The organism is Pseudomonas sp. GXZC, from assembly GCF_026967615.1.
GTDB lineage: Bacteria > Pseudomonadota > Gammaproteobacteria > Pseudomonadales > Pseudomonadaceae > Aquipseudomonas > Aquipseudomonas azotoformans_A.
Genome location: NZ_CP114115.1, coordinates 4,765,410 through 4,782,053 on the forward strand (window position 1 = coordinate 4,765,410; position 16,644 = coordinate 4,782,053).

Annotated in this window: 21 protein-coding genes; 11 read left to right on the forward strand and 10 right to left on the reverse strand. The window is 59.0% G+C overall.

What is annotated here, in order from left to right; all coding sequences use genetic code 11:
* The first annotated feature begins 140 nt into the window (after nucleotides 1-140).
* Nucleotides 141-353 carry a hypothetical protein gene (locus OZ428_RS22275; RefSeq protein WP_010209115.1) on the forward strand — a complete coding sequence of 71 codons (213 nt, stop codon included), beginning with the start codon at nucleotides 141-143 and terminating at the stop codon, nucleotides 351-353.
* Between the two features lie 33 nt (nucleotides 354-386).
* Here the strand turns inward: OZ428_RS22275 and OZ428_RS22280 are convergent, their stop codons facing one another.
* Genes OZ428_RS22280 through OZ428_RS22310 form a run of 7 tightly spaced genes read right to left on the reverse strand, consistent with a single transcriptional unit; the run spans nucleotide 387 to nucleotide 7,350 of the window.
* Nucleotides 387-1,415 (reverse strand): nucleoside hydrolase, encoded by a 1,029-nt coding sequence (locus tag OZ428_RS22280; RefSeq protein ID WP_033901722.1) that lies wholly within the window; start codon nucleotides 1,413-1,415, stop codon nucleotides 387-389.
* A gap of 25 nt (nucleotides 1,416-1,440) precedes the next feature.
* Entirely contained in the window at nucleotides 1,441-1,845 is a 405-nt protein-coding gene (gene rbsD, locus OZ428_RS22285) for a D-ribose pyranase (RefSeq protein ID WP_016978152.1), read from the reverse strand.
* Nucleotides 1,842-2,759, reverse strand: coding sequence for a ribokinase (gene rbsK, locus OZ428_RS22290; RefSeq protein ID WP_269131329.1), 918 nt, complete (start codon nucleotides 2,757-2,759; stop codon nucleotides 1,842-1,844). The genes rbsD and rbsK overlap by 4 nt, the downstream gene beginning before the upstream one ends.
* A gap of 23 nt (nucleotides 2,760-2,782) precedes the next feature.
* Nucleotides 2,783-3,805, reverse strand: coding sequence for a LacI family DNA-binding transcriptional regulator (locus OZ428_RS22295; RefSeq protein WP_016978154.1), 1,023 nt, complete (start codon nucleotides 3,803-3,805; stop codon nucleotides 2,783-2,785).
* 3 nt (nucleotides 3,806-3,808) lie between these two features.
* Nucleotides 3,809-4,786 (reverse strand): ABC transporter permease, encoded by a 978-nt coding sequence (locus tag OZ428_RS22300; protein WP_010209107.1) that lies wholly within the window; start codon nucleotides 4,784-4,786, stop codon nucleotides 3,809-3,811.
* A complete protein-coding gene (locus OZ428_RS22305; protein WP_016978156.1) occupies nucleotides 4,783-6,336 on the reverse strand; it encodes a sugar ABC transporter ATP-binding protein in 1,554 nt (517 codons plus the stop codon). Before OZ428_RS22305 ends, OZ428_RS22300 begins: the two co-directional genes overlap by 4 nt.
* A gap of 57 nt (nucleotides 6,337-6,393) precedes the next feature.
* Nucleotides 6,394-7,350 carry a sugar ABC transporter substrate-binding protein gene (locus OZ428_RS22310; protein WP_010209103.1) on the reverse strand — a complete coding sequence of 319 codons (957 nt, stop codon included), beginning with the start codon at nucleotides 7,348-7,350 and terminating at the stop codon, nucleotides 6,394-6,396.
* Between the two features lie 553 nt (nucleotides 7,351-7,903).
* Between OZ428_RS22310 and OZ428_RS22315 the strand changes: the two genes are divergently transcribed.
* From OZ428_RS22315 to OZ428_RS22325, 3 genes are all read left to right on the forward strand, one after another.
* Nucleotides 7,904-8,992 carry an asparaginase gene (locus OZ428_RS22315; RefSeq protein ID WP_016978158.1) on the forward strand — a complete coding sequence of 363 codons (1,089 nt, stop codon included), beginning with the start codon at nucleotides 7,904-7,906 and terminating at the stop codon, nucleotides 8,990-8,992.
* Between the two features lie 180 nt (nucleotides 8,993-9,172).
* The gene (locus OZ428_RS22320) at nucleotides 9,173-9,424 is read left to right on the forward strand and encodes a DUF1654 domain-containing protein (protein WP_269131330.1); all 252 of its coding nucleotides are present in this window, start codon (nucleotides 9,173-9,175) and stop codon (nucleotides 9,422-9,424) included.
* A 4-nt stretch (nucleotides 9,425-9,428) separates the two neighbouring features.
* Entirely contained in the window at nucleotides 9,429-10,118 is a 690-nt protein-coding gene (locus OZ428_RS22325) for an endonuclease I family protein (protein ID WP_269131331.1), read from the forward strand.
* Between the two features lie 30 nt (nucleotides 10,119-10,148).
* Here OZ428_RS22325 and OZ428_RS22330 read toward each other — a convergent pair whose 3' ends face one another.
* Nucleotides 10,149-10,514: an SPOR domain-containing protein gene (locus tag OZ428_RS22330; protein ID WP_269134215.1), complete on the reverse strand. Its 366-nt coding sequence runs from the start codon at nucleotides 10,512-10,514 to the stop codon at nucleotides 10,149-10,151.
* Between the two features lie 262 nt (nucleotides 10,515-10,776).
* Between OZ428_RS22330 and csrA the strand changes: the two genes are divergently transcribed.
* Together csrA and OZ428_RS22340 are read left to right on the forward strand one after the other, a co-directional pair.
* Nucleotides 10,777-10,971 (forward strand): carbon storage regulator CsrA, encoded by a 195-nt coding sequence (gene csrA / locus OZ428_RS22335; RefSeq protein ID WP_003192511.1) that lies wholly within the window; start codon nucleotides 10,777-10,779, stop codon nucleotides 10,969-10,971.
* A 211-nt stretch (nucleotides 10,972-11,182) separates the two neighbouring features.
* Nucleotides 11,183-11,422 (forward strand): hypothetical protein, encoded by a 240-nt coding sequence (locus OZ428_RS22340; protein WP_033901731.1) that lies wholly within the window; start codon nucleotides 11,183-11,185, stop codon nucleotides 11,420-11,422.
* 88 nt (nucleotides 11,423-11,510) lie between these two features.
* Here OZ428_RS22340 and OZ428_RS22345 read toward each other — a convergent pair whose 3' ends face one another.
* Complete coding sequence (locus OZ428_RS22345) at nucleotides 11,511-12,188, reverse strand: HAD family hydrolase (RefSeq protein WP_269131332.1); 678 nt, start codon at nucleotides 12,186-12,188, stop codon at nucleotides 11,511-11,513.
* Between the two features lie 207 nt (nucleotides 12,189-12,395).
* Here OZ428_RS22345 and OZ428_RS22350 point away from each other — a divergent pair, with 207 nt between their 5' ends.
* The 5 genes from OZ428_RS22350 (at nucleotide 12,396) to OZ428_RS22370 (ending at nucleotide 15,983) form a co-directional block, all read left to right on the forward strand.
* The gene (locus tag OZ428_RS22350) at nucleotides 12,396-13,166 is read left to right on the forward strand and encodes an alpha/beta fold hydrolase (protein ID WP_269131333.1); all 771 of its coding nucleotides are present in this window, start codon (nucleotides 12,396-12,398) and stop codon (nucleotides 13,164-13,166) included.
* A gap of 111 nt (nucleotides 13,167-13,277) precedes the next feature.
* On the forward strand, nucleotides 13,278-13,523 hold the full coding sequence (locus OZ428_RS22355; protein ID WP_033901735.1) for a DUF2790 domain-containing protein: 246 nt from the start codon (nucleotides 13,278-13,280) through the stop codon (nucleotides 13,521-13,523).
* A gap of 42 nt (nucleotides 13,524-13,565) precedes the next feature.
* Complete coding sequence (locus OZ428_RS22360; RefSeq protein WP_033901736.1) at nucleotides 13,566-14,237, forward strand: heavy metal response regulator transcription factor; 672 nt, start codon at nucleotides 13,566-13,568, stop codon at nucleotides 14,235-14,237.
* On the forward strand, nucleotides 14,234-15,634 hold the full coding sequence (locus OZ428_RS22365; RefSeq protein WP_269131334.1) for a heavy metal sensor histidine kinase: 1,401 nt from the start codon (nucleotides 14,234-14,236) through the stop codon (nucleotides 15,632-15,634). The genes OZ428_RS22360 and OZ428_RS22365 overlap by 4 nt, the downstream gene beginning before the upstream one ends.
* Before the next feature lie 124 nt (nucleotides 15,635-15,758).
* A complete protein-coding gene (locus OZ428_RS22370) occupies nucleotides 15,759-15,983 on the forward strand; it encodes a hypothetical protein (protein WP_033901738.1) in 225 nt (74 codons plus the stop codon).
* Nucleotides 15,984-15,998: 15 nt separating this feature from the next.
* On the opposite strand, the gene pcp is transcribed toward OZ428_RS22370, so the two are convergent.
* On the reverse strand, nucleotides 15,999-16,640 hold the full coding sequence (pcp, locus tag OZ428_RS22375; RefSeq protein ID WP_269131335.1) for a pyroglutamyl-peptidase I: 642 nt from the start codon (nucleotides 16,638-16,640) through the stop codon (nucleotides 15,999-16,001).
* Between the last annotated feature and the right edge of the window lie 4 nt (nucleotides 16,641-16,644).

The window sequence follows — 16,644 nt, forward strand, 5'->3', positions numbered from 1 at the left end:
AGTGTCGCACAGGGTTGCCGTGATTCCGAATCGCCTCATGCCTAAGTATCAGTGCCAAACGCGATACAAAATGGTTAACTGACCCGGTTAGAACCGCGTTCCAGCGCACTGCCCAGTACTTTTAGCCTCGCGAGACCGTCATGACCACCGTAACGCTCCAAGCCGACATCAAAGCCAAGTGGCCCCAAGGGCAAAGCTCCTACAGCCCCGGTAGCCCCGAGGAATTGGCAATCATTGGTATCGACCTGCTGGTCAAGGAACTGGGCACGCAGGCGGCGCAAGCGTTCATCGGCCAGATATTCGAGAAATACCCGGCCGATCACATGGGGGCACACGACCCCGAGCGCGAATAAGAACCGGCCAGCGAGCGCCGACCGGTAAAGTCGTTACTTCAGACGTGCCAGGCGCTCGGTCAACAGATCGAAGAAGCCCTGGGCGTCGCCATTCTCAACCCAAAAGACATTCTTTTGCTGCTTCAGGCCGTCGTACCAATCGACGATGGTCTGGCCGAACGTCGGGCCTTCACGGCTATCCACCACCATGTTGGCCTGACGCCCACTGAACAGCGACGGTTTGAGCAGGTAGGCGATAACGGTTGCGTCATGCACCGGGCCGCCAGGAATACCATAGTGTTCCATGTCGCCCTTGACGTATTCGTTAAGAATATCGCCCACCACCTTGCTCGCGTTGTTCTTGATGTCAGCGATCTTTTTCAGGCGTGCTTCGCTGGTCAACACCTTGTGGGTCACGTCCAGCGGCAGGTAGGTCAGCTTGACGCCGCTCTTGAGCACAATCTCGGCGGCCACCGGGTCGGCGAACAGGTTGAATTCCGCCACCGGGGTAATATTGCCACCATTGAAGTGTGCACCGCCCATCACCACGACCTCCTTGATACCTTGGGTGATTTCCGGCGCCTGGGTCAGTGCCAGCGCCAGGTTGGTCTGCGGGCCAAGCATGGCAATAGTGATGCTGTGCGGCTTGGCGGTGCTCAGGGTCTTGATCAGGTAGTCAACGGCATTGCCGTCCGCCAGGCCCTTCTTGGGCTCATGCACGGTGACACCGGAAATACCTTCCTTGCCATGGATGTTCTCCGCGTAGATCGGCGTGCGCAGCAGCGGGGCTGGTGCACCGGCATACACCGGGATTTCCTCGCGCCCGGCCCATTCGCGGGCCAGGCGTGCGTTGCGAGAGGTCTTGTCCAGGCGCACGTTACCGGCGACGGTGGTCAACGCACGGATATTCAGCTCATCCGGTGAGGCCATGGCGAACAGCAAGGCCACCACATCGTCAGCGCCTGGGTCAGTGTCGATGATCAGATCGATCTTTTCCGCCGCCTGGGCGCTTGCAGCAGTGAGTGCGGACAAAAGCAGAACACTCCGGAACAGGTTTTTCAGGGTTGGGAGACCACGTTGCATAAAACACTCCTTGTCGTTGAGAACGCTAGAACGTTACGCCGGACACCAGCGCGATATTGCAGTAAGGCTGGCATTCACCGGTGCGCACCACGGCGCGCGCCTTGCGGCTGAGTTGCTTGAATTCTTCATGGCTGACCAGGCGTCGCTCACCGAGGGCGGCCTGTTCTGTGAGCGTGTTGAGTTCGGCCAGCGCCGGCGGTTGCTTGAGCAGGATTTCTTCGGCCAGCACATGACTCTCCACCTGCATTTCACTGAGCACGATACGCAAGGTGCTGATGAAATCCGGGATGCCCTGGGTCAACGCCAGGTCAATCAGCTCGACGCCCGGCGGCACCGGCAGGCCGGCATCGCCAATCACCAGAATGTCGCCATGCCCCAGCGAAGCGATGACACGCGACAGGGCAATATTAAGCAGAGGTGTCTTTTTCATGAGGGCACAAAACCTTGTACGTCGTGCAGCGTTGGAATAGAGGGTTGCGCGCCAGCACGGGTGACCGACAGTGCCGCCGCGACCTGGCCAAAGCGGATGGCCTCAGCCTCGCTTTTGCCGTTGGCCAGTGCCGCGGCGAAACCGCCGACGAAGGTGTCGCCCGCAGCCGTGGTGTCGACCGCCTTGACCTTCGGCGCCTGCAGGCGCTCGAAGCGCTGGCCGTCGGTAAACAGCGCGCCCTGGGATCCCAGGGTGATGATCACTTTACCGGCTCCGGCCTGGATCAGTTGGGTCGCTGCCACCTTGGCGCTGTCAATCGAGTCGACCGTCACGCCGCTCAGTGCCGTGGCTTCGCTTTCATTGGGAATGAGGTAGTCGATCGACGCGTACCACTCAGCCGGCAATGGACCGCTGGCCGGCGCTGGATTGAGGATCACCGTCTTGCCCAGCTCACGGCCGCGCTTGAGGGTGTAGCCCACCGTATTCATCGGCACTTCCAGTTGGCAGACGATCACGTCGGCCGCTTGCAGCACCGCGTCAAACGCCTGCAACGAGGCAGGCGTCAGTTCGCCGTTACTGCCGGCCACGATCACAATCGCGTTCTGGCTGCTGTCATCCACCACGATCAAGGCCACGCCACTGGAACCCTCCACCGTACTGACGGCCTGGCAATCAATGCCTTCCACCAGCAATGCGTCACGCAATTGGGTGCCATAGGCGTCGGTGCCCACACAGCCGATCATCGAAACATCAGCGCCCAGCCGCGCCGAAGCGACCGCCTGGTTCGCGCCCTTCCCGCCAGGCACGGTGGAAAACGTCTGCCCGATGAGCGTTTCACCGGCACGCGGCAGCCGGCTGGCGCGGGTCACCAGGTCCATGTTCAAGCTGCCTACTACCACTACTTTTGCTGGCATACATCAGTACTCGTCAATTCGGTTCAGCGGTATTGAGCGAATGTTCCGGCGACGGGCGCCGTCGACTCACGCAATACAATGCTCGGCGTCACGATGCGTTGATCGATCGGCATGTGGGGTGTCGCAATTCTTCGCAGTAAAAGCTCGGCCGCCGTCTCGCCCAGTTGCACGATCGACTGCCCGACCGTTGTCAACGCCGGGTAGACGTAACGGCCCATTTGAATGTCATCAAAACCGATCACTGACAGCTCGCCCGGCACGCGGATATTGCGCTCGGCTGCTGCGCGCAACACGCCGAAACCGATCATGTCGTTACTGGCAAAAATCGCGCTGGGCGGATTGTGCGCCAACAACTGCACGGCGGCGGCATAACCTCCCGTGCTGGTGAAATCGCTCTCCTGGGTGCGATTGGCTGCCACGTCGACACCCGCCTCTCGCAGCGCGCGGTGATACCCCGCCAGACGCATCTGCGCGACACGGGTATGGGCCGGGCCGCCGATGCAGGCGATGTCCCGGTGGCCCAGTTCGAGCAAGTGTCGGGTCGCCAGGTAGGCGCCCTCCTCGTGGTCGATACGCACCAGGTCCACGTCAATGCCATCCAGCGCCCGGTCGACGATCACCATGGGCGTACGCACCGCGCTCAAACCGGCGGCAAGACCGCTGTCGTCGCCGCCCACTGAGGTCACGATCAAGCCGTCGATGCGCTTTTCCAACAACACGCGCAAATAGTTACGCTGTTTTTCGGCGTTGTCGTCGGAGTTGCAAAGAATCACGCAGTAGCCATTACGCTCACAGTAATCCTCGATACCCCGGGCCAATTCCGCGAAATACGGGTTGAGGCTGTTGGGCACCAGCAAACCGATAGTGGCTGTGGTCTTGGCCTTGAGCGAACGCGCGACGGCGCTGGGCACGTAGTCGAGCTGCTTGATGGCTGCCTCGACCTTGATGCGTACCGGCTCGCTGACCGGGCGCGTCTTGTTCACCACATGGGACACCGTGGTGTAGGAAATACCCGCGAGCGCTGCCACATCCTTGATCGTTGCCATGGTTCAGCCTCGCCGACTGGCGCGCTGGCTGCGGTAGGTATCGAGGACCACGGCAATCACGATCACGGCACCGGTAATGATGCGCTTCGTGGGCTCCGTGGCACCGATCTGCGCCAGGCCGGCGGCCAATACCGAAATAATCAACACTCCAAAAAAGGTACTGATCACTGAGCCGCGCCCGCCCATCAGGCTGGTGCCGCCGATCACCACTGCGGCGATCACTTGCAGCTCCAGGCCGGAACCAGCGTTCGGGTCCGCCGCTTCCAGGCGCGAAATCTGGAACAGCGCCGCTACACCGGCCAGCAGGCCCATGAGGCTGAACACCAGAATCTTGTAGGGTTTGGGATTGATCCCCGCCAGGCGTACGGCCTCTTCGTTGGTGCCGATACCGATCAGGTAACGACCAAACACGGTACGCGTCAATACAAGCTGCGCGGCGATGATCACCAGCAGGGCGATGATGAACGACGGCGAGATGCCAAAGGCAATCGGATTGGACAGCCAGGCAAATGAGTCACCGATGTAGGCAGTGCGCGAACCGGTCATCTGGTACGCCACGCCACGGGCCATTTCCAGCACGCCAAGGGATACGATGAATGACGGAATGCGCCAGGCCACGGTAATCGAGCCGGTGATAGTACCCGCCAGTGCCGCACAGCCCATGCCCAGCACGGCAGCCGGCAACACGCTCCAGCCCCAGCCGAGAATCGCGACGCTGACGGCCGACGCCGCCAGGGCCAGCACCGAGCCCACCGACAGGTCGATGCCGCCGATGATGAGGATGAAGGTCATGCCCACCGCCAGCACCATCAAGTCTGGAATCTGGTTGGCCAGCGTGCTGAAGGTGTCGTAGGACAGGAAGTGGTCGCTGAGCACCGAGAACAGCGCGATCATCGCCAGTAAGGCGCCCGCCAGACCCAGGTAAGTACCCAGGCCGTAGAAGTTGCCGCCAGTCTTGCCGGGGGAAGTTGTGGTTTTCATGGGGTATCCCTAAGCACTGCGTCGTTGAGCAGCGCATCACGTTTCTGATAGCCGGCAAAGGCGGCAGCGAGCAATTCGTCCTGGGTCCAGCTGTCGCGCTCGAAGGTCTCGATCAAGCGCCCGGCGGACAACACGCCGATGCGGTCGCAGATCAGCATGAGTTCGCGCAGGTCGCTGGACACCACCACCAACGCTTTGCCCTGACGGGTCAATTCGCCCAGCAAGGCATAAATATCGAATTTGGCACCGACGTCGATACCACGGGTCGGCTCATCGAACAGCATCACCGAGCAATCGCGCTCCAGCCAGCGGCCAATCACCACCTTCTGCTGGTTACCACCGGACAACTCGGAAACCAACTGCGCCGGGCTGGAACTGCGGATGCGCATGGCATCGATCTGGCGCTTGGCCAGCGCAGTTTCATTGCGGCTGTTGACCACGCCGCCACCGGAAATTTCTGGCATGTTGCCCAGGGCAATGTTGGCGCTGATCGATTGAGTCAGCAGCAGGCCTTCGCCCTTGCGGTCCTCGGTGATCAGGGCAATGCCGTGGCCCACCGCATCGACAGGCGAGCGAATGCTCACCACTTGGGCCGGCGAGCCAAGCGCAACGGTGCCGCTGTCGGCCAGGTCGGCACCGAAGATCAGGCGCAACAGTTCAGTACGACCGGCGCCGATCAGACCGGAAATGCCGTAGATTTCCCCCGCACGCACTTCGAAGGACACATCGCGGACTTTGTCCGAGCGGGTCAGGCCTTTCACCGTCAAGGCCGGACCACCAATGGTGCGCGGGCCCAGGTCGATGTGTTCGCCAAGCTCGCGACCGACCATCAAGGTGACCAATTGCTCGCTGTTGTAGTTGGCCATCGGCTCGACACAGACCAGCTTGCCGTCGCGCAATACCGCGATGCGTTGGGCCACACGGGCCAGCTCTTCCAGCCGGTGTGAAATGTAGATGATCGCCACGCCCCGGGCCTGCAGGCGGGTGATTTGTTCAAACAGCATCTCGACTTCACGCGCGGTGAGCATGGCCGTGGGCTCGTCGAGGATCAATACATGGCAGTCGCCGATCAGGTTACGGGCGATCTCGACCATTTGCTGATGGCCAATGCCCAGGCTGCCGACCAGTGTATCCGGGTCGATAGCATCCAGGCCGACCTGGGCCATGGCCTCGATCGCAGCCTTGCGCAGTTGCTTGCGGCTGATCCAGCCACAGTGGCTGGGCAGGTTATCCAGGAACAGGTTTTCGGCGACGGTCAGCGTCGGCAGCAGGTTGAGTTCCTGCATGACCATGCGCACGCCCAGCTCTTCGGCCTGGGTGCGGCTGCCGGGGCGATAGTCCTGTCCATTGAACTGCATGTGCCCAGTGGTCGGCGTGACCAGCCCGCCGATGATCTTCGACAAGGTGCTTTTGCCTGCGCCGTTCTCACCGGTCAGCGCCAGCACTTCCCCACGATTGAGCGTCAGGGTGATGTCGGACAGAACCGGCTGGGCATAGGTCTTGCCGATACCGCTGACCGAGAGGACAGCGTTCGGGGCGGAAGATGACATAGGAAAATCTCCAGGCGCCCGCTCAGGACGAGCGAGCGCTGTTGGGTACTGCCAGGATTACTTCTTGAGGACGAGTTCGACCGGGGTTTCGATCACGCCGTCCTTGGAGTCGACTTTCTCACCCTTGACCAGCTTGAGCGCGTTCTGGATACCGAACACGGCTTGCTGGGCAGCCGCCTGGTCAGCGGTCGCGAGTACGCGGCCGTCTTGCAGCATCGGCTTGATGGCTTCGATGTTGTCGTAGCCCACGACCAGCACTTTGCCAGCCTTGCCTGCCGCACGTACGGCGGAAACAGCACCCAGGGCCATGTTGTCGTTACCGGCCAGCAGGGCCTTGAGGTCAGGGTATTCACTCAACATGGCGGAAGCGACTTTCTGGCCCTGGTCGATTTCCCAGTTGCCGGATTGGGTGGAGACGATCTTCATGCCGGCAGCGTCCATCGCATCCTTATAGCCTGCGGTACGTTGCTGGGCGTTGGTGGTCGTCGGCACGCCTTCGATGATGCCGACCTTGTCACCCGAGGCCAGTTGCTTGGCCAGGTAGTCGCCCACCAGCTTGGAGCCTTTGCGGTTGTCCGGGCCTACGAACGGAATATCGAGGTTTTTGCTTTTGAGCACGTCCGGGTCCAGGCGGTTGTCGATGTTGACGACCTTGATACCGGCATCCGAAGCCTTCTTCAGCACAGTAACCAGTGCCTTGGAATCGGCCGGAGCAATCACGATGGCATTGACCTTGGCGAGGATCATCTGGTTGACGATATCGATCTGCGCGCTGGTATCGGTTTCGTTCTTGATCCCGTTGGTGATCATGTCGAAATCGGCGGCGTGTTCTTTCTGGTACGTCTTGGCACCGTCTTGCATGGTGACGAAGAATTCATTGGCGAGGGATTTCATGACCAGGCCGACCTTGGGTTTGGCGGCGTCATCGGCAAATGCAGAGGAGAGAGGCAGGGCAGCGGATGCGGCGGCAAGCACAGCGACAGCAAGAAGGCGTCCAGCAAATGGCAGCTTCATGGGTTCACTCCGATCTTATGATTATTGTGAGCAACGCTTGCACCGAAGATCGCTTCGGCAGCCCTCCCACCCGGGTGGCTGATACGAGCTGTCACGATACTCAGGGAGCACCCCGTGAAACATCTCGCAAACGTTTGCGTTATTCAAACTATGAGAACCTTGTCGAGATTTGTCAACGGTTGAAAACAGCCTTTCATCCACGCCCTCCCTCGCACCTGACGCTAGGCGCCGTTAAACATCGCACGCTCCCAGTCGTTCTCTAAAACGACAGGCTATGGCGCATTATTCATGCAAACCCCAAGGGCCGGCGTTCAACTTTTTCGGACAACCGAACGCAATAAGGTCCGATGTTCGGAAAGCCGGACGCCCACCTACCAACGCCTCATCAAAATTCAAATTAAATTGTTATAAATCAATAAGTTATTTTATAACCTCGAACACAATCAGCCTGGTACAGATCCTGCTCTACCCCATCACCTCGTGGCATTCAGAACCGCCCGGGTGTTCTAGATGAACCTGCTACAGCACTCATCAAAAACCAGAGAGAAAAATAATGAAATCTGCACTGAAAAACTTTGTTCCGGGCGCGTTAGCCCTCCTGCTGCTGTTCCCCGTTGCCGCCCAGGCAAAGGAAGTAGAATCCAAGACCAAACTGTCCAACGTGGTGATCCTCGCCACCGGCGGCACCATTGCCGGCGCTGGCGCCAGTGCGGCCAACAGTGCCACCTACCAGGCAGCCAAAGTCGGTATCGAGCAATTGATTGCCGGTGTTCCTGAGCTTAGCCAGATCGCCAATGTGCGCGGCGAGCAAGTGATGCAAATTGCGTCCGAAAGCATCAACAATGAAAACCTGCTGCAACTGGGTCGCCGCGTCGCCGAACTGGCCGACAGCAAGGACGTGGACGGCATCGTGATCACCCACGGTACCGACACCCTGGAAGAAACCGCCTACTTCCTGAACCTGGTGGAAAAGACCGACAAGCCCATCGTGGTGGTCGGTTCCATGCGTCCAGGCACCGCCATGTCGGCAGACGGCATGCTTAACCTGTACAACGCCGTGGCCGTGGCCGGCAGCAAAGACGCGCGCGGCAAAGGCGTGCTGGTCACCATGAACGACGAGATCCAGTCGGGTCGCGACGTCAGCAAGATGATCAATATCAAGACCGAAGCATTCAAGAGCCCATGGGGCCCGCTGGGCATGGTGGTTGAAGGAAAATCCTACTGGTTCCGCTTGCCAGCCAAGCGTCACACCATGGATTCGGAATTCGACATCAAAAACATCAAGAGCCTGCCTGACGTTGAAATCGCCTATGGCTATGGCAACGTGAGCGACACTGCGGTCAAAGCCTTGGCCCAAGCTGGCGCGAAAGCCATCATCCATGCCGGCACCGGTAATGGCTCGGTGTCCTCCAAGGTGGTCCCTGCCCTGCAGGAACTGCGCAAGCAAGGCGTTCAGATCATCCGTTCTTCCCACGTGAATGCCGGTGGTTTCGTTCTGCGTAACGCCGAACAACCAGACGACAAGTACGACTGGGTGGCTGCACACGACCTGAACCCACAGAAAGCCCGCATCCTGGCGATGGTTGCCCTGACCAAGACCCAGGACAGCAAAGAGCTGCAACGGATGTTCTGGGAATATTGATCCCCAGTGACACCTCGGCAGGCGCGGTTCTATCCGCTCCTGCCCTCCCCGCTTAAAACTCCTTCGCCCTACGCCTAATTACCCGATTTGCTGTCAGACGGACTTCTTGAAATCTAAGCAGTTGCGAAAACGCCTACAGTTAAATACTGTATGTGCGTACAGCTTATTAAGGAATACTCCGTGGCAAAGCCCTCTTCCACAACTCCAACCCCACCCGATGCCTACGCACGCCTCGCCGTTCGCGTACAAAAGATCATCAATTCGACCAATGCCCAGAAAGCCAAGGCGGCGTTGATCTTCCGTTTGCCGGACGAGCCAGAGGATGAATGGGCGCGCTTGCTGGAGGAAATCGCTGAAAACGACAACGTCACCCTCGCCTATCGGGACGACGGTGGCGTGCAGATTTTCTGGGTTATGCCGAAGGAAGACTGATTCAATGAGTGTCCGTTTTATCGCGGTGTGTTGCCTGTTTTTTGCCGTCAACGCTCACGCCCAGGCGCCCCGAACCTTCAGCGAAGCCAAGAAAGTCGCCTGGAAGCTTTACGCCCCACAATCCACCGAGTTCTATTGCGGCTGCAAGTACACCGGCAACCGTGTGGATTTGAAAGCTTGCGGCTATATTCCACGCAAAAATGCCAACCGCGCCGCACGCATTGAATGGGAACACATCGTTCCAGCGTGGCAGATCGGGCATCAGCGCCAGTGCTGGCAAGACGGCGGGCGCAAGAACTGTACGCGCCACGACGACGTGTTCAAGCGCGCCGAAGCCGACTTGCACAACTTGGTGCCGAGCATTGGCGAGGTCAATGGCGACCGCAACAACTTCAGTTTTGGTTGGTTGCCGATGCAAAGCGGGCAGTACGGCTCTTGCCTGACCCAGGTGGACTTCAAGGCCAAGAAGGTCATGCCGCGCCCGTCCATTCGGGGAATGATCGCACGCACGTATTTCTACATGAGCAAGCAGTACGGCTTGCGCCTGTCAAAACAGGACCGCCAACTGTACGAAGCCTGGAACAAGACCTACCCGGTGCAGGCCTGGGAGAGGCAACGCAACCAGACCGTGGCGTGTGTGATGGGGCGCGGCAATGAGTTTGTCGGCCCGGTGAACCTGAAAGCCTGCGGTTGAATGTGGGCGGGGCGCCCGCCCACTCTGCCCTTACTGGGCGGCGTTGTGCTCAATGATTTCTGACACAGTGTCGGTTTTCTTGGCGCGAGCCATTTTCTCGTTAAGCAGGGTCTGCTTGGCCTCGGCTTCCGCCTTGGTTGCGAACGGCCCCAGCAGGACTTCGTCCTTGCCATCCACTTTCACGATATAAAAATTGAAACCATGCTCCAGCAGCCAGGCCGTAAGGTCGGTGATCGCCTGCAACTTGTGGTCCGGCGGGCCTACTCGCAGGTCCCATTCCTGGGCGGCAATCGCGCCGGTCTGTGGCTGGCTTTCGGTCGCTGCTGGCTTAGGCTTGGGCGCCTCGACGCTTTTGCCTTCACCACAACCGGCCAATGCCAACACCGCAATTGCCATCGCTACTTTACGCACTACCCTGCTCCTTTGAAGAGAAAGAGGCGACTTTATCATTCACTGTCTATTCTGGCCGTCATAAACGTTGGCTTAAACAATGCGAATCATGTATCGCAGACCTGTATGATGCCGCCATGGGAATTAATGTCGCCTCTATGCGTCCTAAAAGAGGCAGTCACAGGGAAGCGCTTAGCAGTAAGCTACACACATCCGACACCTGCCCTGTCTGAAACATGTGTCCTTAAAAGTAATCAAGGAGAAGTCCATGCTTATACTCACCCGCAAAGTTGGTGAAAGCATAAACATCGGTGATGACATCACGATCACCATCCTGGGCGTAAGCGGCCAGCAAGTACGAATCGGCATCAACGCACCCAAGGATGTTGCCGTGCATCGCGAGGAGATCTACCAGCGCATCCAGGCCGGCCTGACTGCTCCGGATAAAAACCAGACACCTTGAAGCGCCCTCAGTAGCCAGCCTTTTCGTTCACTGTAACGGCTGGCGAAAACTCTTTCGGACTGCTCTGATCGTTGTTGCGTGACTGACGACGCCCATGTGTTCATCTTCATGGAAAGATGAAACTGTCATCACGCCTGGAACTTGTTGTTTCATTCACGGCCGAATCTCCTGACTGACACTCAGCCATCCGTGTGCATTCAGGAGCACGTCGATGAGGCCTACAACCGCACCACCTTTTGCCTACAAGGCCTGGGTGATCGCCCTATTGATAGGGTTGATCTTCGTGGGGCTGGCCTATGGCTTGAGATACGTAATCGAAGGTGCCAATTCCGCCGATGACCACTCCTGGCTGGACCTGGCGCTGTTGCTCAGTGGCTACCTGTTCCTGTTCTGCCTCAAACCCATCCAGAAAGCCGTGCAGCGTAGGCTGTGCCGGCAAGCCACACGCTGATGTCGCGCTGTTCGTTATCTGATCGCCGGTATTGGCAGCACCACAATACAACCGATGTGTAGGGGCGCATGATCGCAGTGCATCAGCATCACACTGTTGGACGCTGCACGTGCAACAAACCGTCCGTGTCGCGCTGTGCCTTTAACTGTTCATACCCGTCAATCGAAGGATGCTCGGTAAGCATGACCGTGTGATGCGTTGACGTCACGACCATCACATCCATCCCTGCCGCCTCTCCTGCACGAATGCCGACCGTCGCATCTTCAAACACCAGGCAATCCTCTACCGGTACGCCCAGGCGTTGCGCCCCCAGCACGTAGCAGGCGGGGTTTGGCTTGCCGACGGCAACATCTTCAGCCGTGACCATCACCGCTGGCGGTGCGATGCCCGCCGCTTGCAGGCGACGCAACGCAAGCTCCCTGGGTGCCGAGGTGACCAGCGCCCATTGATCGCCCGGCAGGCTACTCAGGAACGTGACGGCCCCGGGGATCGCGACAACGCCCTCTACATCATTGATTTCTGCCTCGGTGATCCACTGCGCTTCGACCTCAGGATCGACCCCAGGCAATGCCTGGCGCGTGATGGTGTCGATTGCGCGGGCACCGTGGATGGTCTTCAAGAACGCTGGCACATCCAAACCATGGCGTTGCGCCCAGATGCTCCACACGCGCTCCGCGGCAGCAATGGAGTTGAGCAACGTCCCATCCATATCAAACAGAAAGGCACGGTAACGGCGGTTGAACACGGCTGAACCTCGGTTGGACACTGCGTGGCTTCCTCTTGGGTGGTAACAAATGACAGGCCCGATGCAATCTACGGATCACCTCGCTGCTTGTAAACGCTAGGAGCCTGGATTGCATTACAGGTTTGTAATCAAGCTGTAAGTCTTGCCGGCACCCTCACTTCATACAGTGGAGTCGTCAGTCACCCACATCGGATGACGCCACTTCCTACTGATGAAAAGGGTCCACCTATGAAACCTGTAAGCAAACTCTGCCTGGTCGCCGCCAGCCTGTTGATGCTGGGCACCGGCACTGCCATGGCCGGCACCGTCGCGCCGGTCAAAGCCAATAACGTGGTGCTGGTACATGGCTCCTGGGCTGACGGGTCGAGCTGGTCCGAGGTGATTACCCGCCTCCAGGCCGCCGGGCTGCACGTCACTGCCGTGCAGAACCCGCTGACCTCGGTGGCCGACGATGTCGCCGCCACCAACCGTGTACTGGATCAACAAGACGGCCCTACCGTGTTGGTCGGCCATTCCTACGCCGGCACCGTGGTCAGCGACGCCGGAGCCAACCCGAAAGTCAGTTCGCTGGTCTACGTGGCCGCCCGGGCTCCAGATGCCAACGAAGACTTCGTCGCGCTCTCAGCCAAGTATCCGACCATGCCGGTGCGCGCCGGCGTCGAAGATCACGACGGCTACCTCACCCTGAGCCAGGACGCCTTCCTCAAGTATTTCGCCGCCGATGTGCCGCACGCGAAGGCCATGGAGCTGTACGCCGTGCAGCAACCCATCACAAAGGCCCTGTTCAGCGGCCGCACTGTCAATGCGGCCTGGCATACCAAGCCGTCTTGGTATGCGGTGTCGGCAAATGACCAGACCATCAACCCAGACCTTGAGCGCTTTCTCGCCAAGCGCATGAATGCCACCACTGTCGAGCTGCCATCGAGCCACTTGTCACTGGTGTCCCACGCCAAGGAAATCACCGACCTGATCCTCGAAGCCTCGGGCCGCCAGCCTTAAGCCTTGCATTACAAACTTGTCATCATCCTGTTGGTTGGCTGTTCGGGGCCCCTGGTTACTGTGAAGTCACTGCCATGACCTGGCCGCCAACCCTTTAAGAGAGATACCGCCATGAAACTGTTTATCCTCGGCTTTGCCGCTTTGCTCGCTACCGGTTCCGTGCTTGCAGCCGAACCCGTCATCCACGACAAAACCGGCTTTTTCGTCCATCTGGACGTCGCCAAAGTATTGTCGAGCACTGACACCTATGGCCAATGCGGCATCGTCCCCGCACGCCTCAACTACCTCGACAGCCAAGGCCGCGAACACGTGTTGGACTATCAGGTGCAGGGCATCGGTTGCGCCAGTGACAATTGATCGGGCTACACTTGCGCCACGCATTGAGACAGGGCATTTCCCATGAACATCCTCGTAGTCGAAGACGAACCCAAGGCCGGCAATTACCTGCTCAATGGCCTGCAGGAACTGGGCTATTCCGTCAGCCTCGCCCGCGACGGCGTGGACGGTTTGCATCAGGCCCTGGAAACGCCGTTCGACGTGATCGTGCTGGATGTGATGATGCCGAAAATGGACGGCTGGGAAGTGCTGCGCCGCCTGCGTAAGGAAGCCGACACACCGGTACTTTTTCTGACGGCCCGCGATGACATTGCTGACCGCATCAAGGGCCTGGAACTGGGCGCCGACGATTACCTGATCAAGCCGTTTTCCTTCGCCGAACTGGTAGCACGCTTGCGCACCCTGACCCGCCGTGGCCCGAGCCGGGACGAGGAACAACTACAAATCGCCGACCTGCAGATCGACGTGCTGAAGCGTCGCGTTACCCGCGCCGGCACGCGCATTACCCTGACCAATAAGGAGTTCGCCCTGCTGCACCTGTTCGCAACTCACCAGGATCAGGTGCTGTCTCGTTCGATGATCGCATCGCGGGTGTGGGACATGAATTTTGACAGCGACACCAATGTGGTAGACGTCGCCGTGCGGCGCCTGCGCTTGAAAATCGACGATCCGTTCCAGCTCAAGCTGATCCACAGCGTGCGCGGCATCGGCTACCGCTTCGATACCCAGCCATGAACAAACATCGCCATTATTCCCTGACGCTGCGTCTGGCGCTGATCTTCGCCCTGCTTGCCTTCACCTTGCTGGCTACCCTGGGTGTGGCGCTGTACCGCGAACTGGAGCGCGAGCTGATCATGCGCGACGACGCGGCCTTGATCTACCGCATCGACCAATTGCGCAACCTGCTCAATGACAGCAATACCCTGGACCTGATCAAGACCAAGCCGGAACTGTTCCAGAACATGCTGGGCAACCGCGAATCGGTACTGAGCATCGCCGCGCCAGGGCAACAACCCTTGTTGACGGTCAATCCCGGCAATATCGATCTGCCTGCCATCCCCCCAGTGCCCAAAAATCACGAGCTGACGTTTGCTGACGTGCACCATTTCCCTAGCATTAACGGCGCACCCTTCGCGACCGTGGCCGCGTCCATCGACTCCGGCGATCTGGGCAGCCTGCAAGTCACCACCGGACGCCTGATGACCGAGCGCACCGCAGTGCTTGCCAGCTATCGTTTGAGCGTCTATGTCCTGGCGAGCATCGCTGCAATCATTCTGGCGGTGGTCGGTTATCTGCTGGTGCATCGTGGGCTTTTACCGTTGCGACGCCTGGCCCGGCACGCCCAAGGCATCGGCGTCGGTAACCTCGCTGAACGCCTCGACAGCCATGGCGCGCCAAAAGAACTGCTGCCGATGATTGACTCGTTCAACACCATGCTGGAGCGGCTGGCCAAGGGCTTTGTACAACTGGGCCAGGTCTCCACCGACATGGCCCACGAACTGCGCACGCCCATCAACAACCTGCTGGGAGAAACCCAGGTCGCCCTGCAACAACACCGAAGCATCGAGAGCTATCAGCAACTGCTGGCGTCCAATGTCGAAGAGCTTGAAAGACTGGCACGCATGCTCGACAACATGCTGTTCCTGGCCCGCACCGATCCGGCCAGCGCCCTGCGCCAGCGTCAGGAACTCAACGCCGCCGATGAAGTGGAGCGCATCGCCGAGTACTTTGAAGGCTTGGCGGCGGATAGGGATATCAGCATTCGTGCTGAAGGCGACGGGGTGATCTGGGCGGAGCCGATGCTACTGCGCAGGGCCCTGGCGAACCTGTGTGCCAACGCCATCAAATATGGGGCGCCGAGCACTGAGCTGGTGATACAGGCGACTCCCAATAACGACGGCATTCATCTGAAAGTCAGCAACCACGGCGAGACCATCGCTGCCGAGCATCTGCCGCGACTGTTCGAACGTTTTTACCGGGTGGATGAATCACGAGAACGGTCAGCGCAATCCAATGGGCTGGGCTTGTCGATTGTGGCGACCATCATGCAGTTGCATAACGGGCAATACAGCGTGAGCAGTGAGGCAGGGGTGACGTGTTTTGATTTGTTCTTTCCGAAGCGGGAAGACTGAGCAGCCGCCCCCGGTGTTATTTTGCAAAGGTTTGTCCCTTACCGCTGGACGAAAGCCACACTACTCTTGCTCCCAACGGGCTCAAGGTAGAGCCGGCAACGGTAAAAACAAGGGAGATTCGGGAATGGAACTACGATTAGGTTTACTGGAAAAGGGGCTGGCTGAAATGAACGAGAAGCTGATCACCGTTTCGAGCAAGGCAGACGCCATGGATAAGCACTTCGCTTCCAAGGCAGACCTGGCAACCACTGAACTCAATCTTATCAAGTGGTATGTGGCGACCGCATTTGCAATGACAGGCCTGGCCTGCGCCATTACCTTCGGGCTCACCCGATTGTTTGCAATGTGAGGCTCGTGGGGCAGGTCAGCTGACCTGCCCACCCACTTCCGCAACATCCACAGGTGTTTGCCACGCCGTCAGTAAAGCTGCCTGCAATCCCGTGACCATTTTACCCAGCTCCATTGAAGGCCGCTGCGATCCCGTCACCTGCTCCGGCAGAAAAGGTACATGAATGAAACCACTGCGCACTTGCGACCCAGCGAGAGCATGCTGCAATAGATAAAACACCTGGTTACACACAAAGGTCCCCGCCGTCTGCGAAACGGAGGCCGCGACTCCCGCTTCACGCACGGCCTTGACCATTGCCTTGATCGGCAGCGTCGTGAAGTAGGCAGCTGGGCCATCAACGATGACCGCCGTATCGACAGGCTGCTCGCCCAGGTTATCGGGGATACGCGCATCGTTGACATTGATTGCCACCCGCTCGATGGAGATATCGCTACGACCCGGCCCCAGCCCTGTAGCGATCACCATCGCCGGGTGCAATTCGTCGACAAGCCGGGTCAGGCACTCACCCACAGTGGCAAATGCGCAAGGCAATTGACGGGCAACAATCTGCACACCGGCCTCCAGTTGCACGCCGTCCAGTTGGCGCACGGCCTCCCAGGAAGGGTTCACCATGTCTTGATCAAAGGGCTCAAAACCCATCAGCAATACGATTTGCATCTAT